This is a genomic window from Halomonas sp. 141 (assembly GCF_002810305.1).
GTDB classification, from domain to species: Bacteria; Pseudomonadota; Gammaproteobacteria; order Pseudomonadales; family Halomonadaceae; genus Vreelandella; species Vreelandella stevensii.
Genome location: NZ_PINZ01000022.1, coordinates 1 through 22,999 on the forward strand (window position 1 = coordinate 1; position 22,999 = coordinate 22,999).

Here is a 22,999-nt window from a genome sequence, read left to right on the forward strand (position 1 = left end):
GAACTGGTGCAGCCCGCCTACCGGAAGAACTCGCTGTGGAGTCCAAGCTACTTTGCGGGAAGTGTCGGAGGCGCCCCCCCTGAGCATGGTCAAGCAGTATATTGAGCAACAATCGAGGCCGAACTAGGGGCGCTCTCGCGCCCCTCGCTATCCATCCTCGCACTAGAAGTACGAGGTTTTTCGCGATGTTCGATAAGCAGTGGGAGGCCGATTTATCGGGCAAAGGGGTGCCTCAGGCACCCCTTTGCCACCTCGTTACACGCTTAAACGCCCAGGTAGTCCAGAATGCCTTCGGCGGCCTGGCGGCCTTCATAAATGGCCGTCACCACGAGGTCCGAACCGCGCACCATATCGCCACCGGCAAAGATTTTCTCGTTGCTGGTCTGGAACGCATACTGGCCATGCTCGGGTGCCTTGACCAGATCCCAGTCGTTGACCTCGATATTGGCGCTTTTGAACCATGGGGCCGGGCTTGCCTGGAAGCCAAAGGCCACCACCACCGCATCAGCGGCAATGATCTCTTCGGAGCCGGGCACCACTTCCGGGCGACGGCGTCCGTTTTCATCCGGCTCGCCCAGGCGCGTCCGCACGACCTTCACACCCTCAACCTTGTCGTCCCCGACCACCGCTACCGGCTGGCGGTTGAACAGAAACTCGACGCCCTCTTCCCGGGCGTTGGCCACTTCACGGCGCGAACCCGGCATGTTCTCTTCGTCGCGGCGATAGGCACAGGTCACACTGGCAGCACGCTGACGAATCGAGGTGCGGTTACAGTCCATGGCGGTATCGCCACCACCCAGCACCACGACCCGCTTGCCTTCCATGGAGATGAAGTCGCTGGGGTCTTTTTCGAAGCCCAGGCGGCGGTTGACGTTGGCAATCAGGAAGTCCAGCGCCTTGTAGACACCGGGCAGGTCTTCGCCGGGGAAGCCACCCTGCATGTACTTGTAGGTGCCCATGCCCAGGAACACGGCATCGTACTCCTGCAGCAGCGTCTCGAACTCGATGTCAGTGCCGATTTCGGTATTCAGGCGGAACTCGACGCCCATCTCTTCGAAGACCGCGCGGCGGCGCTCCATGACGTTCTTTTCCAGCTTGAACTCCGGGATACCGAAGGTCAGCAGGCCACCAATTTCCGGGTACTTGTCGAACACCACGGGCTTGACGCCGTTACGCGCCAGAATGTCGGCACAGCCGAGGCCCGCAGGCCCCGCCCCTACAATGGCGACCTTCTTGTCGGTCCAGACCACCTTGGACATGTCCGGGCGCCAGCCCATGGCAAAGGCGGTATCGGTAATGTACTTCTCTACAGAGCCAATGGTGACGGCACCAAAGCCATCGTTCAAGGTGCAGTCGCCCTCGCACAAACGATCCTGCGGGCACACGCGGCCACACACTTCCGGCAGCGAGTTGGTCTTGTGGGACAGCTCGGCGGCTTCGATGATGTTGCCTTCCACCACCAGCTGCAGCCAGTTGGGAATATAGTTATGTACCGGGCACTTCCATTCGCAGTACGGGTTGCCACAGTGCAAGCAGCGATGCGCCTGACTGGCCGCATCGGTGGGCTTGAAGGGCTCGTAGATTTCCGCGAACTCTTTGGCGCGGGTATGCGCCGGTTTTTTCTCGGGGTCTTTACGACCCACGTCGACAAACTGAAAATCGTTATTCAAACGGTTGGCCATGATCTCTCTCCTCGAAGCGTAGGCGCGGACGGTTATTGCGGCTGACGCCGGGATTGGTCCAGCAGACTCCCCAGGCTGGCGGCCTTGGGCTTCACCAGCCAGAAGTGGCGTGCGTAGTCGCTGAAGTCTTCCAGAATCGCCGCACCACGCGCAGAGCCGGTCGCCGCCACGTAGGCTTCGATCATTTCGCGCAGGTGACGACGATAGGCTTCCATCGCTTCGGTATTCACCCGGTGGATTTCGACCAGCTCGTGGTTGTACTTGTCCACGAAGGTACGATCTTCATCCAGTACGTAGGCAAAACCACCGGTCATGCCTGCCCCAAAGTTGACACCCGTCTCACCCAGCACACAGACCAGGCCGCCGGTCATGTATTCGCAGCAGTGGTCCCCGGCGCCTTCGATCACCGCCGTAGCACCAGAGTTACGCACGCCAAAGCGCTCGCCTGCCGTACCCGCCGCAAACAGCGTGCCGCCGGTGGCACCATAGAGGCAGGTGTTGCCGAGGATGGCAGTCTTGTGGCTTTCGAACTGGCTGACCTTGGGCGGCACGATCACGATGCTGCCACCGTTCATCCCCTTGCCCACGTAGTCGTTGGCGTCGCCTTCCAGGTAGAGATTCAAACCACGCGCGTTCCAGACACCAAAGCTCTGGCCCGCCACCCCTTTGAAGCGCGCGGTGACCGGCGCCGCTTCCAGGCCATCCTCGCCGTAGCGCTTGGCAATCGCCCCCGAGGTGAGCGCGCCCACGCTGCGGTCGCAGTTGGTGATGGTGAAGTCGAAGGTGCCGCCGGACCGGGTGTCGATAGCCTCTTTCAGCGCCGCCAGCACTTCCTGGTTCTTGGCACCGGGGTCGTGGGGCACATTGCGGCTGACCACGCAGAACTGCGGCGCGTCGACGGGCACGAAATCGTTGGCCAGCAGCGGCGTCAGGTCCAGCTTGCGCTGCGACGCGGTGTTGCCTTCCAGCACTTCCAGCAGGTCGGTACGGCCAATCAGGTCGGTGAGCTTGCTCACGCCCAGCATGGCCATCAGCTCGCGCACTTCCTCGGCAATGAAGCGGAAGTAGTTCTTCACCATGTCCACGGTGCCGCGGAAATGCTCGCCGCGCAGGAAGTCGTCCTGAGTAGCGACACCGGTGGCACAGTTGTTGAGATGGCAAATGCGCAGGAACTTGCAGCCCAGCGCCACCATGGGCGCGGTGCCAAAACCGAAGCTTTCGGCCCCGAGAATGGCCGCCTTGACCACGTCCAGTCCGGTTTTCAGACCGCCGTCGGTCTGGAGACGAATCTTGTCGCGCAGGCCATTGATGCGCAGCGCCTGATGCACTTCCGGCAGACCCAGCTCCCAGGGGGAACCGGCGTGCTTGATGGAGGTGAGCGGGCTCGCTGCCGTGCCGCCATCGTAGCCCGAGACGGTGATCAGGTCCGCGTAGGCCTTGGCCACGCCGGTGGCAATGGTACCGATGCCGGGCTCGGAGACCAGCTTCACCGACACCTGGGCATCAGGGTTGACCTGCTTCAGGTCGAAGATCAGCTGCGCCAGGTCTTCGATGGAGTAGATGTCGTGGTGCGGCGGCGGCGAAATGAGCGTCACGCCGGGCACCGAGTAACGCAGGCGGGCAATCAGTTGATTGACCTTGCCGCCAGGTAGCTGGCCGCCTTCGCCGGGCTTGGCCCCTTGGGCAACCTTGATCTGCAGTACGTCTGCATTGACCAGGTAGGCAGGCGTCACGCCGAAACGGCCAGAGGCGATCTGCTTGATCCTGGAGCTGCGGATGGTGCCGTAACGGGCAGGATCTTCACCGCCCTCACCGGAGTTGGAGCGACCACCGGCCTCGTTCATGGCCTGGGCCAGCGCCTCATGGGCCTCAGGGGAGAGTGCGCCCAGCGACATGCCTGCGCTGTCGAAGCGTGGAATCAGCGCTTCGATGGGCTCGACCTCTTCCAGCGGAATCGGCGTGGCCGCAGGCTTGAGCTTCAGCAGGTCACGAATGGTGGCCACGGGGCGCTCGTTCACCAGCTGCGCGAACTTCTTCCACTTGGTGTAGCTGCCCTCTTGCACCGCCGCCTGCAGCGCCTTGACCACATCCGGGTTATAGGCGTGATACTCGTGGCCATGCACGTACTTGAGCATACCGCCCTGGGAAATGCCCTTGCGCGGAATCCAGGCATCCTTGGCCAGCAGCTCCTGCTGCAGCTGCAGCTCGGCAAAGCCGGTGCCCTGAATGCGCGACGCCATGCCGACGAAACAGGTATCCATCACTTCATCGGCCAGGCCCACGGCTTCGAACAGCATGGAGCCACGGTAGGACGCCAGCGTCGAGATACCCATCTTCGAAAGAATCTTGAACAGCCCCTTCTGCAGGCCCTTGCGGTAGTTCTCGCGGGCATCTGCCGGGTTACCGGTGAGTTCGCCAGTGCGGTGCATGTCGGCCATCACCTGATAGGCCAGCCATGGGTAGACCGCCGTGGCGCCCACGCCGAACAGTACGGCCATCTGGTGGGCGTCGCGGGCATAGCCGGTTTCGACCACGATGTTGGCATTCGGGCGCAGCGCCAGACGCCCCAGGTGCGAGTGCACGGCACCCACGGCCAAGGCTGCCTGGATGGGCAGTTGGCCCTTGGGCAGTTCGGCATCGCTCAGTACCAGAATTACCTTGCCCGCCTTGACCTGCGCTTCGGCTTCCTGGCACAGCGCCACAATGGCTTGCTGGAGGCTGGTGCTTTCCGGGTCGTAGCCCAGCGGCAGCAGATGGCTGGCAAATGCCGGGTCGTCCTGACTCACCAGCGCAGTGAACTTGCGTGGCGACAGCACCGGCGTGGTCAGGATCAAGCGGTGCGCGTGCTCCGGCGTGGCCTTGAAGACGTTCAGCTCGGCACCGCAGCAGGTTTCCAGCGACATGACGATTGCTTCGCGCAGCGGGTCGATGGGCGGGTTGGTGACCTGAGCAAACTTCTGGCGGAAGAAGTCGGTCAGCAGGCGCGGACGGCTCGACAGGACCGCCATGGGTGTATCGTCGCCCATGGACCCGACGGCTTCCTGGCCGCTTTCTGCCAGCGGGCGCAGCACCTGGTCGCGCTCTTCGAAGGTCACCTGGAACATCTTCTGCTGCACATTCAGGGCGTCGGTATCCATGGTCTGGAACCGCGCCAGCTCGGTCAATGCCGACTCCAGGTAGCTGGCCTCCTGCTTCAGCCAACGCTTGTAGGGGTAGGCAGATTTCAGGCGGTCATCGATGTCCTGGGTGTGCAGCACTTCGCCGGTGTGGGTATCCACGGCCAGCATCTGACCAGGGCCGACTCTACCTTTTGCCACCACGTCTTCCGGCTGATAGCCGTAAGTGCCGATTTCCGACGCCAGCGTGATGTAGCCATTCCTGGTGATCACCCAGCGCGCCGGGCGCAGCCCGTTACGGTCGAGCATACACACGGCCTGACGGCCGTCGGTCATGACCACGCCAGCGGGGCCATCCCAGGGCTCCATGTGCATGGAGTTGTATTCGTAGAACGCCCGCAGCTCGGCATCCATGGTCTCCACGTTCTGCCAGGCAGGTGGCACCATCATGCGCACGGCTCGGTGCAGCTCCATCCCCCCGGTCAGCAGTACTTCCAGCATGTTGTCCATGCTGGAGGAGTCGGAGCCGGTGGTGTTGACGATTTCATCCAGCTTGGCGATATCGGGCAGACGCTCGTTGACGAAGTTCGCCTTGCGCGAGTTCGCCCAGCCGCGGTTGGCTTCGATGGTGTTGATTTCACCGTTATGTGCCAGCAGGCGGAACGGCTGCGCCAGGGGCCAGCGCGGCGCCGTGTTGGTCGAGAAGCGCTGGTGGAAAACACAAATGGCGGTTTCCAGGCGCGGGTCGTTCAAGTCCTTGTAAAAGGCTGGTAGGTCTTCCGGCATTACCAAGCCTTTATAGGAGACCACTTCGCTGGAAAGCGACGCCACGTAGAAGTCTTCATCACTGCGCAGGGCCTGCTCGGCATAGCGGCGCGCCATGAACAGGTCGACATCGAAGTTGTCGCTGCTGCCGGGCGCCACGAACAGCTGCTCGATACGCGGCAGGCAGTCCAGTGCCATGGGGCCACAGACGCTTGAGTCGGTGGGCACCACTCGCCAGCCCAGCACGTCCAGGCCGCGGGCGCTCAGCTCGCCGACCAGGGTTTCCCTGGCCTTGCTGGCACGCGCATCGTCGTCAGGCAGGAATACCACGCCCACGGCAAAGCGCTCGCCCAGCGCCACACCGAGCGCCTCTTGAGCTGCCGCGCGCATGAACTGCGCTGGCATCTTGAGCAGCAGACCACAGCCGTCGCCGGTTTTACCGTCTGCCGCGATACCACCGCGATGCGTCATGCAGGTAAGTGATTCAATGGCCGTTTTCAGCAAGTCGTGACTGGCCTGCCCTTCCATATGGGCAATCAGGCCAAAACCACAGTTATCGCGAAACTCGCCAGGCTGGTGAAGACCTCTATTCATTGGGCGTGCCTCTAGTCAGCGTATTTTACCAGCAGCGTTTTTATGGTATTATTCCGGGTTTTTCTTTTTTATAGCTCTTATTACCCGCCTACAATAAGGGCTTTCCCGCATCCGCTGCTGCAAGAAAATGGTTGCTCAGCATAGCGATTTGCAGTCGCGTAGCGCAATCACCCAGAACTCGCCAACCGCAAAAAAACCTTGCCAAATCCTGCAGTTGCATGCCCTAACCACAAAAAAATACATACACTTCAAGCACTTGCACAGCCATTGAACGATTTTTAAACGCTACCCAAAAAGCATTAGACTTTGGTCTAAATTAAAGCAAAAAACCCATGCCGATAGCGCATAAGCCATGCTAATTGGATACTAACAGCCAATAAAAAGCCCGCCGTGGCGTGGGCGGGCTTTGCCAATATCATGACTGACGCATGGTCAGCATCCGACGCTACTTCGCTAGGCGCGAGGGTAGCCGGTCAGCAGCTCGGTTAGCAGTTCCGGGGGCGTGGCATCGCTGACGCAGGCATGCCCCAGCGCCTTGAGCAGCACCAGGCGCAGGCGCGCATCGACGTTTTTCTTGTCCAGGCGCATGCGCACCAGAAAGTCGTCTGCACTCATATCGCGCGGCGCGGCCAGCGGTAGCCCGGCACTTTCGATCACCGAGCGAGTGCGCGCCAGCGCATCCTCCGTGATCCAGCCCAGCTGACAAGACAGCGTGGCCGCCATGGCCATGCCCGCCCCTACTGCCTCACCGTGCAGCCAGTTGCCATACCCCTGATGCGCTTCGATGGCATGGCCAAAGGTGTGCCCCAGGTTCAATAGTGCGCGAACCCCCTGCTCGGTTTCGTCTTCGGCCACGATGTCGGCCTTGATCTGGCAGCTTCTGGCAATCGCCTCGGCCACGATACCTGGCTCCACTTGGCGCAGGGCATCCATGCGCGCTTCCAGCCAGCCCAAAAAATCTTCGTCACGAATGAAGCCATACTTCACGACTTCGGCCAGGCCCGCCGATAGCTCCCGGGGCGGCAGCGTGGCCAGGGTATCGATATCGACGATGACGGCTTTGGGCTGCCAGAAAGCGCCAATCATGTTCTTGCCCAGCGGATGGTTCACCCCGGTCTTCCCGCCCACCGAGGAGTCCACCTGCGAGAGCAGGGTCGTCGGCACTTGAATGAACGCGACGCCACGCTGATAGGAGGCCGCCGCATAGCCCACCATGTCGCCAATCACGCCACCACCCAACGCAATGAGCGTACAGCGGCGATTGAACCCAGCTTTCAGCAAGGCATCCCAGATGCGGCTGACCTGTTCGATACTCTTGTACTGCTCACCGTCGGGCAGCACCAGCGTGCGTACATCAAGGTGGTCAGGCAAGCTTTGGCACAGCGCGTCGAGATAGTGCGGCGCAATGGTCTCGTTGGTGACCACCATCACCTGCCCGCCCGCCAGGTAAGGCACGAAACTCTCAGCGCGATTCAACAGCCCCACGCCGATATGAATGGGGTAGCTTCGCTCACCCAGATCCACGTTCAGGGTGCGTTCTATGCCTGAAGGCTGTGTCATGACGATACCTTTGTTTGCGTTGTGCCGGCTGCTTCCAGCGGGTCGACCAGCCGGTGGACCCGGCGCAGAATTTCATTGACCACGGCGCGCGGACTGCGTCGATCCGTACGTACGGTAATATCGGACGTGGCGCGATAGAGGGGGTCACGGGTGGCGAACATGTCGTTGAGCACCTGCTCCCGGTCGGCACACTGGAGTAGCGGACGATTACGGTCCTTGGCCGTGCGCTTGAGCTGTTGCTCCACGGTGGTCATCAGGTATACCACGGTACCGCGTTCACGCAGTGCACGGCGATTCTCTTCACGCAGCACCGCCCCACCTCCGGTGGCCACCACCACGCCAGAAAGCCGTGTCAGCTCGTCGATCATCTGGATTTCGCGCTGACGAAAACCGGGCTCCCCTTCCACGTCGAAAATCCACGGGATATCGGCACCGCAACGATCCTGGATGGCATGGTCGCTATCATGAAAGGTGCGCGACAGCTCCGCCGCCAGCAGGCGGCCTATCGTGCTCTTGCCAGCCCCCATGGGGCCGATCAAAAAAATATTGGGTAAATCCTGCATTAGCGAACCGCCAAACCATCATCAAGTAAACGAGGAGTAATAAAGACCAGTAACTCTACCTTTTCATTGCTCTCTTCGGTATAGCGAAACAGCCGACCGATAAAGGGCAAATCACCCAGCAGCGGGGTCTTGGCCATCTGGCTCAGCTGCTCGGTGGTCAGAATCCCACCCAGCACTACCGTCTGACCGTTGTCCACCAACACCTGAGTTTCGATCTGATTGGTGTCGATGGGCGGCTCACCGCCAAACTCGCTTTCCCGGAAACTATCGTTCTTGATCACCAGATCCATGATGATACGGTTATCTGGGGTAATTTGCGGCGTGACTTCCAGCGACAGCTCCGCCTCCTTGAACTCGGTATCCGGGTTACCCTGTGCATCGACGCTCTGGAAAGCACGCTCTTCACCTTGGCGAATGGTGGCCGTGCGCTGGTTGGCGGTAATCACCCGTGGCTGCGAGATGGTCTGACTCTTGCCTTCGCTTTCCAGGGCACGCAGCTCCAGGTCGAGCAGAATATCCCCGGAGAGATAACCAAAGCTGAAACCGGTACTGGCCGCGGAGGCAGAGCCCAGGTCCACCGCCAGTCCGCCCTGGGCACGGTTGAGCCCTCCTGGGTTGATGTTACGCGGCACGAACTGCCCAGCATCGCTTTCCATGAAGCCTCGCGTGCTGGAGACGCCCCAGTTCACGCCCAGCTCCCGGGAAGCGGTGTCTCGGGCTATCACGATACGCGCCTCGATCTGCACCTGGCGCACGGCCACATCCAGCCTGTCCAAAGTACGCATGATGTCGCGTACCTGTTCCGCGGTATCCTGAATGAGCAGCGTATTGGTGCGCTGGTCTACGCTGACACGGCCGCGGTCGGTCAGCAAGCCAAATCCGTCACCGCCACGCAACAGCTGCGCCAGGTTCTCTGCCCGCGCATACTTGACTTCGACGAATTCGGTAATCAACGGGGCCTGGGTCTGCTGCTGGTTGCGCGCCTCGATCTCCTGCCGCTCCAGGTCGGCCAGCTCGTTGGCGGGGGCCACCACGATGACATTGCCCTGCTCACGGCTGGAGAGCCCCTGGCTTTGCAGGATCAGCGCCAACGCCTGATCCCAGGGTACGTCGTTCAGGTTCAAGGTGACGCGCCCCGTCACGCTGTCGCTGGCCACCAGGTTCAGGCCGGTAAACTCGGCCAGCGTCGCCAGCACGGCACGCACTTCGATATCCTGGAAGTTGAGACTCAAGCGCTCGCCAGTGAACGACTGCCCTTCGCGCTCGCGCTGCTGTTGAGGCGCTTGGCTGGCCGGCTGGACCTCGATGGTCAGCGTGCGGCCACTCTGCGAGGACAACATGGCGTAAGGGCCCTCCGTTTGCAGCTCCAGCAGCGTGTCACGCTGCCCGGAACGGGGCGTGATGCGGGTAACCGGCGTAGCAAAATCGGTGACATCGTAAATCTGGTTCAAGGCATCGGGGATGTCCACGTCACGCAGTTCGGCAATCACGCGGCCACCGCTGCCTTCTCGCACCTGTGTCACCACCCCGTCACGGTCGAAGGTCACCAACAAACGCCCCGAGCCATCCGTACCCCGGCGGAAGTCGATGTTACTGACCTGAGGGCCTTGAGCGGTTGCCAGGCCTCCTTGAGGCGAGGCATCAGGCGAGAGCGTAATCCTCAACCGATCCCCATCAACCCGCGAGGTGTACTCCAACGGCTGGCTCAGGTCGACCACCAGCCGCGTTCGGCCATTGCCTTCCAGCGCCGTGATGCGTTCGACGCCTGCACTGCCGACATTGATGCGACGCTGTGCCAAGCCGCTTTGCGTATCGGCCAAGTCCAGCGCCAGACGCGGCGGCGCATCCAGGCGATAGCCGCTCAGCTCCGCCACGCCACCGCTGAACTGCAGCAGCAGCTCCACATCGCCACGCGAGGTTTCTCGAACGTCCAGCGCCGTGAGCACGGAACCCCAGGCCAGCGCAGGCATCATGGTAAACAGGGAAAGCGTTATTTGGCGGAGCGCGATGGCCATAAAAGTCATCCAGTAACTGAAAAAGGTCGACACTATTGTAAGGGCGAAACTATTGGGCAGCAGACGCGGGGCGGTTTACTCCAACGTCAGCGCCGCCGGGCGCTCCTGCCAGCCTTGCTGCTGATCGAAAACGCGCTCGGCCAGACGCACTTCCTGCGGCGCTATGGCCGTAATGCGGCCATGGTCAGTGCCCAGGTAGTCACCCACCCTGACACGGATCACGCTGCCATCCGGAGCAGCGATCATGCCCACCTGCTGACCGCCCATACGCAGCGTACCCACCAGGCGCAGCGATGACAGAGGAAACTGCTCCAGCGGCTCGGGAGAACGCTGCTGGTCGGGGGCCAACGCACTTTCCAACAGAGCCGTCGCGGCCTGGGTACGAATGCTCTCGGGCGCTAAAAAAGGGCTTCGCGCATCACTATAACGGTAAGCGACGGCTCGGTAATCGGGGATCGTCGGTATTTCTACCGGCGGCTGCCCCGCTGGGCTGCGCCGGATGTCGCTGAGCTGTTCGTCCAGCTCGCCAAGGTTGGCTTCTCCACACCCGGCCAGCAGCAACAGTCCCCCTACCATGCCTGGCCACCGCCTCATGGCGTGCCCCCCTGCTGCGCATCTTCTATATAGCTATACGTACGCGCCAGTAACGACATACGTAGCGTATCGCTGCCCTGCTCGACCGGCACCAGCGTGACATCCTGCTGGGTAATGATCCGCGCCTGCTGGCTGATATCTGCCGCAAAGCGCGCCAATTCGTGATACCCGCCCCTGACCTGAATATCGAACGGATGCTCTACATAGTGGGTATTACGCACCGTAGGCCGTAGGCGAATGGTCTCGATGGTCAGGTTATTGCTCACCGCGGCATCGCTGATGCCGTCCAGCAGCGTCGGGATTTCCGCACTGGTGGGCAGCATGGCGCGCATCGAGGCAATCTGCTCTTCCAGCAACATCAACTGGTCGCGCACTTCCGGCAAGAACGCGGCCTCGCCGACCTTGCCACGATACTCCCCCAACAGGCGCACTTCCTGGCGCTGCGCCGCCTCCAACGCGGCGCGTTTCTCGCCAAGCAGCCACCAGCTCAGACCACCGAACACGATGACGAATGCCAGCAAGCAGCACAGGCCTTTCAACAAGGTGGGCCACTCGCCCGCCTCTTTTATATTCAGCGCTTGCCAATCGACGCTCTGCAGACGCTGCCACTCGTCACGCCACCGCTGTCGGCTCCAGATCATGGCGCTGACTCCTCGCTACCAGGCAGCACTTGCACCACCTCGAACTGAAAAACCCGGCTGGTGCCATCCTGGCCGCTGGCAACTTCCGACAACAGCGGCACTCCCAAGCCTGGCATGTCGGCGATTTGACGAAGCTGCTCAGATACCTGCCACTCGTTACCGGCCATGGCCGAAATACTGACACGGTCACCACTGCGCGCCAGACGCTGATACACCACACCATCGACCACGCTGGCGGCGATGTCATTGAACAACTTGACCGTGCTGGCCCGCTCGCCCTGCAGCGTTTGAAACAGCGTCAATTGCTCACCCAGCCGGGCCACTGAGGCCTGATAGCGTTGCACATCGGCAATTTCACTGTTCAGGCGCTCGATCTGCTGCGCAATATAAGCGTTGCGCTGTTGCTGCGCCGTCAGCATCTGCTGATAGAGCTGTGACGCGCCCAGCCCCAGACCCACCGCCAGCAGCACCATCATGATCAACAGTTTGTAAAAGCGCTGTGTTCGGCGCTGGCGGCGCGACTCACGCCAGGGCAGCAGGTTGATGGTAATACTCATCGCCCGGCCCTCATGGCCAGCCCACCGGCGGTCAGCATGGTATGCGCATCATTGGTGAGGCCTTCGATGTTAAGCCGTTTGTTGATCCGCATGCGTTGAAACGGGTTGGCAATGGTCACCGGCATGCCGCTATCGTCGGCGATGCGTTCTGCCAGCCCGGGAATCACGCTGGACCCGCCAGCCAGAACGATATGCTGCACTTCGTGCTGGCGGCCAGCGGTGTAGTAAAGCTGCAGAGAGCGCCCTACCTGTTGCACGACCGTATCGAGAAACGGGTTGAGCACTCTCTCCTGATAGTCATCGGGCAAGCCGCCGCGTTTCTTGGCAAATCCGGCTTCTTCGATACTGAGCGAATAGTGATCGCGGATGGCATCGGTCAACTGCTTCCCGCCAAAGACCGTGTCGCGGCTATAGACGATATGGCCACCGCGCACCACATGGAAGGCATTCATATTGGCACCGATATCCACCAGCCCCACGCAGGCGCTGGGGTCACTATCCACCTTCAACTGACGGCGCAGCTCGGCCAACGAGCGCTCCATGGCGAAGGTTTCCACGTCGACGGCAGCGGGTTCGAGCCCTGCACGCTCCAGGGTTTCGGTCAATTGGGAGACATCCTGCTGGCGGCAAGCGACCAGGATGACCTGCTGCTGTTCTTCATCGGAAGGCGCAGGGCCCAGGCAGTGAAAATCGAACGCCACTTCACTGAACGGAAAGGGGATATGGCGGTCAGACTCGGCGATGATCCGCTCTTCTATTTCGTCTTCGCTGAGCGAGACGGGAAATTGAAGTGTTTTGGTAATCGCGGCGCTGGCGGGAACAGCGACGGCGGCCTTACGCGTCGAAGGCTTGGCATGCTCCACTGCCCGACTCAACACGTTGGCCACATCGTTGATATCCCGGATACGCCGCTCGACCACTGCGCCTTCACGCAGAGGGCACACGGCGTAGCTTTCTACCTGAAAGTTGTCATTGCTCTGCTTGAGTTCGAGCAGCTTGACGGTCGCCGAGGCAATATCGACACCAATCAACCCTTTACTGGGTGTTAGTAAGCGCATGTTGAGTTCGGCTCCGCCTGCCTATCGTGCAAGTTTCGAGGTTACATGATTTTTGCCTGGGGCACACGCCGATGCCTCTACGCCATATCAACACTGGTGGCCGCTGCTTCCCCTTCCTATAATGGCAGCCATTGCGCGCTATGGCGGTTACACCACCATACCTACTCTCTTTTCATGGGTGCCCACTGTTCATGACGTTTTTACGAACTCTAGTGCTGTCGCTATTTTCGCTGGTCGTTGCGCTGATGGGCGCCACGGTACTGGCGGTCATCGGCGCGGCGATCTACTTCTCTCCGGGTTTGCCCGACGTTCGGCAACTGCAGAATTTCGAGCTACACACACCGCTCCGTATCTATACCAATGACGGCAAGCTGATTGGCGAGTTTGGTGAAGAGCGCCGCATAGCGATCGACTTCGATGACATCCCGGACAACATGGTCAACGCGCTGATTGCCGCCGAGGACGCCAGCTTCTTCAACCATGCCGGTGTCGACCCTCGCGGCCTGGCCCGGGCAGCGGTCGAGTTGGTACAGAGCGGTGGTGCCATTCAGTCCGGTGGCTCCACCATCACCATGCAGGTGGCACGTAACTACATGCTGACGCTGGATCAGACGTTCACGCGCAAAATACGCGAGATCCTGCTGGCCCTGCAGATGGAAAAAGTGCTCAGCAAAGAGGAGATCTTCGAGCTCTACGTCAACAAGATCTTCCTTGGCAACCGCGCCTACGGTATCGCCGCGGCAGCGGAAACCTACTACAACAAGCCGCTGGCCGAGCTGAGCCTGGCCGAAACCGCCATGATTGCAGGCCTGCCCAAGGCGCCGTCTGCCTTCAACCCGCTGGCCAACTCCGAGCGCTCGCTGATTCGCCGTAACTGGATCCTGTTCCGGATGCGCGAACTGGGCTACATCGATAACGAAGCGTACCAGGCCTCAGTGCAGGCCCCGGTCACCGCCCGTCGTCACTTCACCCAAACCGAAGTGGATGCCGCCTACGTCTCGGAGATGGCGCGCCAGTACGCCATCGAGCGCTTTGGCGATGCGGCCTATACCGGCGGCTACCGCATTTACACCACCATCGACAGCACCATGCAGCCCTTCGCCCGTCAGGCGCTGGCCAACGGCCTGATTGCCTATGACCTGCGTCACGGCTGGCGTGGTGCCGAGCAGCGTGAAATTGCGTCCAGTCTGGTCGAAGCCCAGGAACAGACCAACACCCAGGGCTTAGAAGAAGAGCTCTCGGAGTCTCCTGAAATTCGCCAGACCGCCCGCCAGGCCGCCCAGCGCAGCCAGACGGAAGTGGACGGTGTCGATGGCGACGTGAGTAACTGGCTGCAGGTACTCGAGCGTACGCCCAACTACGGCCTGCTGCGCCCCGCCATCGTGGTCGAAAGCAGTGGCCGTGAAATGCAGGTACTCACCCGTGGCGGTGAACTGCACACCATCACTTGGAGCGGCTTGAGCTGGGCGCGCCCCTACCTCAGCCCGCGCAGCCGCGGTGCCGAACCCAGCAGCGCCAGCCAGATTGCCGAGCGTGGCGACCTGATTCGCGTCATCGAGAACGACGACGGCTCCCTGCGCCTTTCCCAGCGCCCGGACGCCGAAGGCTCACTGGTAGCTCAGGATCCGACTACCGGCGCGATTCTGGCCCTGCAAGGTGGCTTCGACTTCAACGCCAGCAAGTTCAACCGAGCCGTGCAGGCGCAGCGCCAGTCGGGTTCCATCTTCAAGCCATTCATCTATCTGGCGGCCCTGGAAGATGGTGAAATGAACGCCGCCAGCGTCGTCAATGACGCGCCGGTCGTGCTGGACGACGGCAGCAATGCCCTGTGGCGCCCGGTGAACTCCAGCCGTGACTTCCAGGGCCCCATGCGCCTGCGCCCTGCGCTGGCTCGCTCTCGCAACCTGGTCACCATTCGTGTGCTGCAGACCATGGGGCTGGATCACACCATCCAGTACCTGGAAGGGTTCGGGTTTGCGCCCCAGCGCCTGCCACGTGGCCTGTCGCTGGCGCTGGGCAGTGCCGACCTGACGCCGCTGGAAATGACCAATGCCTACGCCGTGATTGCCAACGGCGGCTTCCAGGTCTCCCCCTGGTTCATCGACCGGATTACCCGCGATGACGACAACGAGTTGATCGACGAAGCCACCCCACAAGTGGCCTGTGCCAACTGTGCCGAAGGCCAGAAAACCGTGGAAATCGATGGCAAGACCTACCCCGTTGCTCCCCGCGTGGCCGATGCGGCGGCGGTGTATATCCTGCGTGACATGCTGCGCGACGTCATTACCTCGGGCACTGGCCGTGCAGCGCTCAGCCTGAACCGCGATGACATAGTGGGCAAGACGGGCACCACCAACAGCCAACGGGATGCCTGGTTCGCGGGCTTCAACAGCGCGCTGGTGACCACCGTTTGGGTGGGCAAGGACAGCAATGAAACCATCGCCGAGTACGGTGCCAATGCCGCCCTGCCCATCTGGATAGAGTTCATGGGGGATGCCCTGGCAGGCTCGCCCTCAGCGATCCCCGAGCGGCCTTCCACGGTCATATCGGCACGCGTGGACGCCTCCACTGGGCGACGCTTGCACGATGACCAGCCTGGCGGTATTTCCGAGCTGTTCCACCGCGACCACTTGCCGGACTATCAGGCCCGAGGCATCAGCCAGGAGCTGGAAGAAGCCAGCGGCTCGCAGGGGTCAGGCGCGGCAGAGTCGATCTTCTAACCGCCCGTCAGGGCCGCGCTGCGAAATAGCCTGGCCTGAACCGCAGGCATGAAAAAGCCCGGGAACCTCTCAAGGTTTCCGGGCTTTCTTTTGGGGATGGCCGTTAGCTCGGTACGCTCAGAACTTCACGACGGCTGGCCTGCCAGTTGGCTGCGATGACCACGCTCATGACCACCACGCCGACGACTTCTGTCCACAGGCTGGGGTAGAACACCGCGAAGATCGCGCCACCAATGGCCAGACGCGACAGCCATGACATGCGCGTAAACAGATAGCCCTCCAGCGAAGCGGCAAACGCCCCCAGCGCCAGGATGGCAATGACCCCGTTCCAGATCACCACCGGCACCGGGCCACCCACGATGATTTCCGGGTTGAACACCATGAACAGCGGAATCAGGTAGAGGCCCTTGGCAAACTTCCACGCCTGCACGCCGGTCTCCATGGGTTTACTGCCCGCAATCGCTGCCCCGGCAAAGCCTGCCAGGGCGATGGGAGGCGTCACGTTGGAGTCCTGGGAGTACCAGAACACCACCAGGTGAGCGATCAGCAGCGGCACGCCGAACTCGGCGGTCAAGGCCGGACCAACCAGTACGATCAGCACGATATAGCTGGCCGTTACGGGCAGCCCCATGCCCAGAATCAAGCTCGCCAGCAGGACCATCACCAGCGCCAGCACCAGGTTACCGCCAGAGAAGGCCAGCATCATGGAGGAGAACTTGAGCCCCAGGCCGGTCAGCCCTACGACACCTACGATGATGCCCGCCACGGCACAGGCCATGGAAACCGCCACGGCATTGCGCGCGCCCAGCTCCAGCCCTTGCACAAGCTTCACCAACCCTGCCCACAGCACGCCCCTGGTGCGCTCCAGGGTCACGGGCTGGCCCTGTTTGGGGGCCACGAAGAAGTACCACAGCGCGTAGCGAATCACCGCCACGGCAATCATGGTCACCACCGCGTAGTAGCCCACTCGCATGGGCGACATGCTCATGGCCAGCAGCCATACCAGCACCGCCAGCGGCAGCAGGAAATGCCAGCCATCCTTCATTACCTGGCGCATCTGCGGCAGCTCGCTCTTGGGCATGCCCTGCATGCCTTGCTTCAAGGCGATGATGTGGACAAAGAGATACACCGTGGCAAAGTACATGATGGCCGGCAGAATACTGATCTTGACGATTTCCAGGTACGGCGTATTGGTGTACTCGGCAATCAGGAACGCCCCGGCCCCCATCAGCGGCGGCATGATCTGCCCACCGGTAGAGGCCGCCGCCTCGATGCCGCCCGCCTGCTTCGGCTTATAGCCCAGCTTTTTCATCAGCGGAATGGTGAACGCTCCGGTGGTCACCACGTTGGCGATGGCACTGCCAGAAATCGACCCCATGCCCGCAGATGCCAGCACCGCCGCCTTCGCCGGGCCACCACGCTGCCTGCCCGTGGCTGCGTACGCCATATCGATGAAAAACTTGCCCGCCCCCGTGCTTTCCAGGAACGCGCCAAACAGGACGAAAATGAAGATATAGGTTGCCGCCACGCCCAGCGGTAGGCCGAAGATACCTTCCTGCCCCAGATAAAGCTGGCCCGCCACGCGGTCGAGGCTGTAGCCACGGTGGGCCAGAATGCCGGGCATCCACTCGCCCAGCCAAGGCAGCTCGCCCCTTGGCCCGGCAAAGGCATAGATGATCGCCAGAAGGCCAATGATCGTCATGCCCAGGCCCACCGCACGGCGACTGGCTTCCAGTACGGTCACCGTGGCAATACAGGCCACCAGAATGTCCGTCTCGTTCCAGAACCCGGCGCGGCTGAAAATGGCGTCCAAGTTGAGCACCAGATACCCCCCGGTGATCAGCGCCCCGGCAAAAAAGATAAAATCGATCCCCCAGCCCAGCACACCGCGTTTACGGTGAGGGCCAAAGGCAGGAAACATCAGAAACGCCAACAGCATGATCAGCGCAAGGTGGATACTACGCTGATAGAAGAGACCCAGGGGTTGAATACCCGCAGAATAGAGCTGGAATAACGAAAGCCCCACGGCAACAATGGTGATACACCACAGCACGATGCGGGGTTGAATCGCATTCCCGCCCGGCATGATGACCGGCGGTGGAGTGGATTCGTTCATGAAGTCCTCGGAAGCGTTAGCTAACTTATACGTTATGTAATAGCGCCAGGCGTGGTACACCCGGCTTTATGTGATGTGCTTGGCAACGGCTTTCATTGACAGATATCGTCATGGGGCAAAACGTCGCGAGCCTCCATCAGTTGAATCGTGACACGCTGCCCGGCCACCCGCTCGCTCAAGCTGCACACGGCATGCTCACCATCGGGCCAGACCACCTGATGGTTTACCGCGAGAGCCCCCACCCGTAGCGCGTAGCGGTTATTGGGCACCGATTCGTTAATCTCATTGATCCAGTAGCCACCCTCCCCATCCGACACTTGCTCGCCACGTCCAAGGACATGCCCGAGCCCAGCGGCAAAATCCGGCTGATGGCTGCGCTCCAGCTGCAGCGTTCCTGCCGCATTACGGTAGCAGTCCAGAACCGTGAAATGCTTTACCGAGTGCTGCCACTGGATGCACCAGCGGCTACCGCTGGGTGCCGCGACATCCAGCAGCGCCTGATGATCTGCGGTCGTAACGATCAGACGCTGCGACGCCGAAGCAGGGGTAGCCCCCGCTTCGGCGCACATGCCGCTCATCGTGAGAAGCGCCACCAGTGGAAAATACCACCGCATAGCGGCTCCGCGATTACGGGCGCAGGTTGTCAGGAATATCCGCACCGGCTTCTTCGAAGTAGCGGATAGCACCCGGATGCAGCGGCACTGGCGTAGAGCCCATGGTGAACTCGACGGTAGTGTCGTTGGCTGCCGGGTGAACGGCGATCAGCTCATCGATGTTTTCGAACAGCAGGTGGGTCAGTTGGTAGGCCAGCTCTTCGTCCATATCGGCATTGACGACCAGCACGTTGGGAATACCAATGGTCTGGACCGCTTCGTCCATGCCGTCGTACATGCCTGCGGCCAGTTCATAAGGCGCAAACACCGCTTCCACTTCCTGGGCGTTGGCAATCTCTTCATCGGACAGGCCGATCAGGCGGATGTCGCGCGTGGCAGCAAGGTTGAGAATCGAGCTGGTGGGCGGACCAACGCTCCAGAAACCGGCGTCGATATCGCCATCACGGATGGCATCGGCGGTTTCGTTGAAGTTCAGCCGCTGGGGAGTGAAGTCGCTGTAGCTGACGCCGTTGGCTTCCAGCAGAGCACGCGCGTTCAGCTCGGTGCCGCTACCTGGCGCACCCACGGAAACGCGTTTGCCAGCCAGATCCGCAATGCTGTGAATGTCCGACTCGGCCAGCGTCACGAGCTGCACCGCGTTCGGGTAGACCGAGGCCAGTGCGCGGGTATTCTCGATCTGACGACCTTCAAAATCACCCGTACCGGTATAGGCCTGATAAGCGGTATCGGCCAGCACCAAGGCCAGATCGGCATCACCGCGCATGATCAGCCCCATGTTCTCGACGGAAGCGCCGGTCACTTCGGCGGTCGCCTGAGCACCATCGATATGGTTGTTGATCATTTCGGCAAAGCCACCACCGATCGGGTAGTAAACGCCGCCGGTACCGCCGGTCGCGATGGAGAGCTGCTGAGCGCTGGCGGGCAGAGCAGCCGCCATCATGGTCGCTGCAACGGCATATTTTAGTTTTTTCATTGGAATTGCCTCCGTCCTGCTTGGACTTATTGATTATGGTTGACGTAAAGGAGGTAAGGAGCCAGTTTCTCGCCGCCGTCAGCGGCGCCGAGAACGGTATTTAAACGTTAGCACGGCAGTTGCGTTAGATACTAATCCAACAACGTTTTCACCTGCTCCACGATATGCGCACCAATGGGTAGCGCCGAGGTCGCCGCAGGCGATGGCGCATTGCCCACGTTGACCGTGCGCGGAGTATTTACGAACAGGAAGTCATCCACCAGCCGACCATCGTTGGAGACCGCCTGAGCGCGTACGCCCGCCGGGTAAGGGGTCAAATCCTCCAGGGTCAGGCTCGGGCAGTACTTGCGTACCAGCTCCAGATAGCCGCGCTTGTAGAGCGAGTTTTTCATCTCCACCAGCCCAGGCTTGAGATGCTTGCCCAGCACTTTCAGGATGCCTGGGTGGCTGAACATCTGCCCCATATCGCGTAGCGACATGTCCTGCTTGCGATACCCTTCGCGCTTGAGCGCCAGCACCGCATTGGGCCCAACGGTGACCGTCCCGTCGATCATGCGGGTCAGGTGAACACCCAAAAAAGGCATGGCAGGGTCGGGAATCGGGTAGATCAGGTGGTTGACGATGCGGTTGTGGCGCTCGGGAAGCAGGTAGTATTCGCCACGGAAGGGGCAAATCGTGAAGCCGGGGTCCTTGCCCAGCATGCGGATCACCCTGTCGGCCATCAACCCCGAGCAGGAGACCAGGTAGCGGCTGGTGAAGGTCTCATGCTCGGTGGTCACCACGACCTCATCGGCCCGCTCGTCAAGGCCCGTCACGCAGTGCTCGAAGCGAATCTCGCCGCCCAGCCGGGTGAACTCGGCGGCCATCGCCTGGGTGACTTCGGCATAGTTCACGATGCCGCTGGAAGGCACGAAAATGCCCGCCACACCGGTAATGTTGGGCTCTCGCTCCTTGAGCGCCGCAGCCTCCAGCCACTCCCGCTCCAGACCGTTGGCCGCCGTGCGCTCCCAGAGCGCTTCCATACGCTGCTTTTCCAGCGGGTTGGTGGCCACCAGCAGCTTGCCGCAGATGTCGTAACCCACGCCATGCTGGTCACAGAACTCGCGGGTCGCACGGTTCCCCTCCAGGCAAAACTTCGCTTTCAGGCTTCCCGGCGTGTAATACACCCCGGCATGAATCACGCCGCTGTTATGGCCGGTTTGATGCTGAGCGGGGCCTGCTTCCTTTTCCAACACCAGCAAGCGTTTGTCCGGGTAGGTCTGTTGCAGCTGCATGGCGGTGGAAAAACCCAGTATGCCGCCGCCGACAATGATGAAATCCCACATGAATGTCGTTACCTGTGCCAAATTTTCAAAATTTATTGATAATAGCCGTTATTCTACGTTGACCGCCATGCCCCTACATTGGTCTAAGCCACACTGATCCAAGGAGTCCCCATGGAGCACGATGCACCGCGCCAGAACCTGGCAATTAGCGCTTACCACGCGCTCAAGCAGGACATCATTCGTGGCCGCTATGCCCCCGAAGAGAAGCTCTTGATGAGCCGTTTGAAAGAGTATTACGGCGTGAGCACCGGCCCCCTGCGTGAAGCGCTGTCACAGTTGGTCGCCGACCGACTGGTCGTGGCCATCAGCCAACGGGGCTACCGGGTGGCGGCCATGTCGCTGGCCGAACTGAACGATATCTACGACGCTCGCGCTCAGTTGGAAGGGCTGATTTTGCGCCTCGCCATCGAACGTGGCGACGACGACTGGGAAGCCAACGTGCTGGCCACGGCACACCGCCTGGCCAAAGTCACCGACGTCAGCTCCCCCGACGAACTGCTGGACGGCTGGGATTTACGCCACAAGGCGTTCCATACCGCCATTGCCAGCGGCTGCAACTCCCCCCACCTGCTGCAGATGCGCAACACCCTGTTCGATCAGGTAGAGCGCTATCGCCACCTGTGGCTGCAAGAGACCGTCATGTCGCCCCAGGCGCTGGACATCAAGCGCCAGGAGCACGCGGCGCTGGTCGACGTCATTCTCGCCCGCAACACCGAGCAGGCGGCCGATCTGATGCGCGACCACCTGATGACCCCGGTGCCTATCATCACACGGGTACTGCAAGCCCGCGGCATCGATTGAATGCCGGGCGATTAAATTCTGCGTTTTAAAAAAATGTAGATATTTTTAAATAACGGCGATACATTGAGCTCAACAAGATCATCTTTCGGAGTTCAACGCCATGACACGCTTCAACTGGGACGACCCGCTGCTTCTCGAACACCAGCTCACCGATGAAGAGCGCCAGATTCGTGACGCCGCCCACGACTACTGCCAGGAAAACCTGCAGCCACGTGTGCTGAGCGCTTTCCGCGAAGAGCGTTTCGATCGTGACATCATGTCCGAGATGGGCGAGCTGGGCCTGTTGGGCGCCACGGTTTCCCCGGAATACGGCGGCGCGGGCGTCAACCACGTGGCTTATGGCCTTATCGCCCGTGAAGTGGAGCGTGTCGATTCCGGCTACCGCTCGGCCATGAGCGTGCAGTCATCGCTGGTGATGTACCCCATCGAAGCGTATGGCTCCGAAGAGCAGAAACACAAATACCTGCCCAAGCTGGCCAGTGGCGAGATGGTGGGCTGCTTCGGCCTGACCGAACCCGACCATGGCTCCGACCCGGGCTCCATGATCACCCGTGCGGAAAAAGTCGATGGTGGCTACCGCCTGACCGGCGCGAAAATGTGGATCACCAACAGCCCGATTGCCGATATCGCGGTGGTCTGGGCCAAGTCCGCCGCTCACGATAACCAGATCAAAGGCTTCATCGTCGAGCGCGGCACCGAAGGCTTCTCCACCCCGAAAATCGAAGGCAAGGTCTCTCTGCGTGCATCGATCACCGGCGAAATCGTCCTCGACAACGCTTTCGTGCCTGAAGAGAACCTGCTGCCCAACGTTAGCGGTCTGAAAGGTCCTTTCGGCTGTTTGAACAAGGCACGCTACGGCATCGCCTGGGGCGTGATGGGCACCGCTGAGTTCTGTTGGCACGCTGCCCGTCAGTACACCCTGGACCGCAAGCAGTTTGGCCGCCCGCTGGCCGCCAACCAGCTGATCCAGAAGAAGCTGGCCGACATGCAGACCGAAATCACGCTGGGCCTGCAAGCCGCCCTGCAGGTGGGCCGCCTGATGGACAGCGGCAACTGGGCGCCGGAAATGATCTCGCTAATCAAACGCAACAACTGTGGCAAAGCGCTGGACATCGCCCGGGTGGCCCGCGACATGCACGGTGGCAATGGCGTCTCCGACGAGTACGGCGTGATTCGCCACATGGTGAACCTGGAGTCCGTGAATACCTATGAAGGTACCCACGATGTGCACGCCCTGATTCTGGGCCGCGCACAAACCGGCATTCAGTCGTTCTTCTAACGTCGTCATCACTCAGCGAGGCACCC

At 61.1% G+C, this 22,999-nt stretch carries 16 protein-coding genes and 1 pseudogene; 4 read left to right on the plus strand and 13 right to left on the minus strand.

Features of this window, described 5'->3' with window-relative positions; genetic code table 11:
- Nucleotides 1-127, plus strand: a pseudogene (locus tag CWI66_RS10925) (transposase); the annotation flags it as partial.
- 136 nt (nt 128-263) lie between these two features.
- On the opposite strand, the gene CWI66_RS10930 reads toward CWI66_RS10925, so the two are convergent.
- The 9 genes from CWI66_RS10930 to pilM all read right to left on the minus strand — a co-directional run bounded on the left by CWI66_RS10930 (nt 264) and on the right by pilM (nt 13,145).
- Nucleotides 264-1,682 (minus strand): FAD-dependent oxidoreductase, encoded by a 1,419-nt coding sequence (locus tag CWI66_RS10930; RefSeq protein ID WP_039180089.1) that lies wholly within the window; start codon nt 1,680-1,682, stop codon nt 264-266.
- A gap of 32 nt (nt 1,683-1,714) precedes the next feature.
- Nucleotides 1,715-6,157, minus strand: coding sequence for a glutamate synthase large subunit (gltB, locus tag CWI66_RS10935; RefSeq protein WP_100731670.1), 4,443 nt, complete (start codon nt 6,155-6,157; stop codon nt 1,715-1,717).
- 453 nt (nt 6,158-6,610) lie between these two features.
- Nucleotides 6,611-7,717, minus strand: a complete 1,107-nt coding sequence (gene aroB, locus CWI66_RS10940) for a 3-dehydroquinate synthase (RefSeq protein WP_100731671.1) — start codon at nt 7,715-7,717, stop codon at nt 6,611-6,613.
- The gene (gene aroK, locus CWI66_RS10945) at nt 7,714-8,280 is read right to left on the minus strand and encodes a shikimate kinase AroK (RefSeq protein ID WP_100731672.1); all 567 of its coding nucleotides are present in this window, start codon (nt 8,278-8,280) and stop codon (nt 7,714-7,716) included. Before aroK ends, aroB begins: the two co-directional genes overlap by 4 nt.
- On the minus strand, nt 8,280-10,295 hold the full coding sequence (pilQ, locus tag CWI66_RS10950) for a type IV pilus secretin family protein (RefSeq protein WP_081136476.1): 2,016 nt from the start codon (nt 10,293-10,295) through the stop codon (nt 8,280-8,282). Before pilQ ends, aroK begins: the two co-directional genes overlap by 1 nt.
- Nucleotides 10,296-10,370: 75 nt before the next feature.
- Nucleotides 10,371-10,889, minus strand: coding sequence for a pilus assembly protein PilP (locus CWI66_RS10955; protein WP_232710855.1), 519 nt, complete (start codon nt 10,887-10,889; stop codon nt 10,371-10,373).
- Nucleotides 10,886-11,530 (minus strand): type 4a pilus biogenesis protein PilO, encoded by a 645-nt coding sequence (locus CWI66_RS10960; protein WP_081136480.1) that lies wholly within the window; start codon nt 11,528-11,530, stop codon nt 10,886-10,888. The genes CWI66_RS10955 and CWI66_RS10960 overlap by 4 nt, the downstream gene beginning before the upstream one ends.
- Nucleotides 11,527-12,087 carry a PilN domain-containing protein gene (locus CWI66_RS10965; RefSeq protein WP_100731673.1) on the minus strand — a complete coding sequence of 187 codons (561 nt, stop codon included), beginning with the start codon at nt 12,085-12,087 and terminating at the stop codon, nt 11,527-11,529. The genes CWI66_RS10960 and CWI66_RS10965 overlap by 4 nt, the downstream gene beginning before the upstream one ends.
- On the minus strand, nt 12,084-13,145 hold the full coding sequence (pilM, locus tag CWI66_RS10970) for a type IV pilus assembly protein PilM (RefSeq protein ID WP_100731674.1): 1,062 nt from the start codon (nt 13,143-13,145) through the stop codon (nt 12,084-12,086). Before pilM ends, CWI66_RS10965 begins: the two co-directional genes overlap by 4 nt.
- 191 nt (nt 13,146-13,336) lie before the next feature.
- Between pilM and CWI66_RS10975 the strand changes: the two genes are divergently transcribed.
- On the plus strand, nt 13,337-15,865 hold the full coding sequence (locus CWI66_RS10975; protein WP_100731675.1) for a penicillin-binding protein 1A: 2,529 nt from the start codon (nt 13,337-13,339) through the stop codon (nt 15,863-15,865).
- A gap of 103 nt (nt 15,866-15,968) precedes the next feature.
- Here CWI66_RS10975 and CWI66_RS10980 read toward each other — a convergent pair whose 3' ends face one another.
- The 4 genes from CWI66_RS10980 to lhgO all read right to left on the minus strand — a co-directional run bounded on the left by CWI66_RS10980 (nt 15,969) and on the right by lhgO (nt 20,893).
- Nucleotides 15,969-17,981, minus strand: a complete 2,013-nt coding sequence (locus tag CWI66_RS10980) for a TRAP transporter permease (protein WP_100731676.1) — start codon at nt 17,979-17,981, stop codon at nt 15,969-15,971.
- Between the two features lie 92 nt (nt 17,982-18,073).
- The gene (locus CWI66_RS10985) at nt 18,074-18,595 is read right to left on the minus strand and encodes a DUF1850 domain-containing protein (protein ID WP_100731677.1); all 522 of its coding nucleotides are present in this window, start codon (nt 18,593-18,595) and stop codon (nt 18,074-18,076) included.
- Between the two features lie 13 nt (nt 18,596-18,608).
- A complete protein-coding gene (locus CWI66_RS10990) occupies nt 18,609-19,568 on the minus strand; it encodes a TAXI family TRAP transporter solute-binding subunit (RefSeq protein ID WP_081195331.1) in 960 nt (319 codons plus the stop codon).
- Nucleotides 19,569-19,699: 131 nt separating this feature from the next.
- On the minus strand, nt 19,700-20,893 hold the full coding sequence (gene lhgO, locus CWI66_RS10995) for an L-2-hydroxyglutarate oxidase (RefSeq protein ID WP_081136494.1): 1,194 nt from the start codon (nt 20,891-20,893) through the stop codon (nt 19,700-19,702).
- A gap of 111 nt (nt 20,894-21,004) precedes the next feature.
- On the opposite strand from lhgO, the gene csiR reads away from it, so the two are divergent.
- Entirely contained in the window at nt 21,005-21,694 is a 690-nt protein-coding gene (gene csiR, locus CWI66_RS11000) for a DNA-binding transcriptional regulator CsiR (protein ID WP_016914862.1), read from the plus strand.
- Between the two features lie 100 nt (nt 21,695-21,794).
- Nucleotides 21,795-22,973 carry an acyl-CoA dehydrogenase gene (locus CWI66_RS11005; RefSeq protein ID WP_016914863.1) on the plus strand — a complete coding sequence of 393 codons (1,179 nt, stop codon included), beginning with the start codon at nt 21,795-21,797 and terminating at the stop codon, nt 22,971-22,973.
- Nucleotides 22,974-22,999 lie beyond the last annotated feature (26 nt).

What these genes read in the sequence shown, in the direction of transcription:
- aroK (WP_100731672.1), bottom strand. Translation starts at nt 8,280, where the DNA reads ATGCAGGATTTACCCAATATTTTTTTGATCGGCCCCATGGGGGCTGGC.
- CWI66_RS10955 (WP_232710855.1), bottom strand. Translation starts at nt 10,889, where the DNA reads ATGAGGCGGTGGCCAGGCATGGTAGGGGGACTGTTGCTGCTGGCCGGG.
- CWI66_RS10965 (WP_100731673.1), bottom strand. Translation starts at nt 12,087, where the DNA reads ATGAGTATTACCATCAACCTGCTGCCCTGGCGTGAGTCGCGCCGCCAG.
- csiR (WP_016914862.1), top strand. Translation starts at nt 21,005, where the DNA reads ATGGAGCACGATGCACCGCGCCAGAACCTGGCAATTAGCGCTTACCAC.
- CWI66_RS10985 (WP_100731677.1), bottom strand. Translation starts at nt 18,595, where the DNA reads ATGCGGTGGTATTTTCCACTGGTGGCGCTTCTCACGATGAGCGGCATG.
- CWI66_RS10980 (WP_100731676.1), bottom strand. Translation starts at nt 17,981, where the DNA reads ATGAACGAATCCACTCCACCGCCGGTCATCATGCCGGGCGGGAATGCG.
- CWI66_RS11005 (WP_016914863.1), top strand. Translation starts at nt 21,795, where the DNA reads ATGACACGCTTCAACTGGGACGACCCGCTGCTTCTCGAACACCAGCTC.
- CWI66_RS10975 (WP_100731675.1), top strand. Translation starts at nt 13,337, where the DNA reads ATGACGTTTTTACGAACTCTAGTGCTGTCGCTATTTTCGCTGGTCGTT.
- pilM (WP_100731674.1), bottom strand. Translation starts at nt 13,145, where the DNA reads ATGCGCTTACTAACACCCAGTAAAGGGTTGATTGGTGTCGATATTGCC.
- CWI66_RS10990 (WP_081195331.1), bottom strand. Translation starts at nt 19,568, where the DNA reads ATGAAAAAACTAAAATATGCCGTTGCAGCGACCATGATGGCGGCTGCT.
- gltB (WP_100731670.1), bottom strand. Translation starts at nt 6,157, where the DNA reads ATGAATAGAGGTCTTCACCAGCCTGGCGAGTTTCGCGATAACTGTGGT.
- pilQ (WP_081136476.1), bottom strand. Translation starts at nt 10,295, where the DNA reads ATGGCCATCGCGCTCCGCCAAATAACGCTTTCCCTGTTTACCATGATG.
- CWI66_RS10960 (WP_081136480.1), bottom strand. Translation starts at nt 11,530, where the DNA reads ATGATCTGGAGCCGACAGCGGTGGCGTGACGAGTGGCAGCGTCTGCAG.
- lhgO (WP_081136494.1), bottom strand. Translation starts at nt 20,893, where the DNA reads ATGTGGGATTTCATCATTGTCGGCGGCGGCATACTGGGTTTTTCCACC.
- CWI66_RS10930 (WP_039180089.1), bottom strand. Translation starts at nt 1,682, where the DNA reads ATGGCCAACCGTTTGAATAACGATTTTCAGTTTGTCGACGTGGGTCGT.
- aroB (WP_100731671.1), bottom strand. Translation starts at nt 7,717, where the DNA reads ATGACACAGCCTTCAGGCATAGAACGCACCCTGAACGTGGATCTGGGT.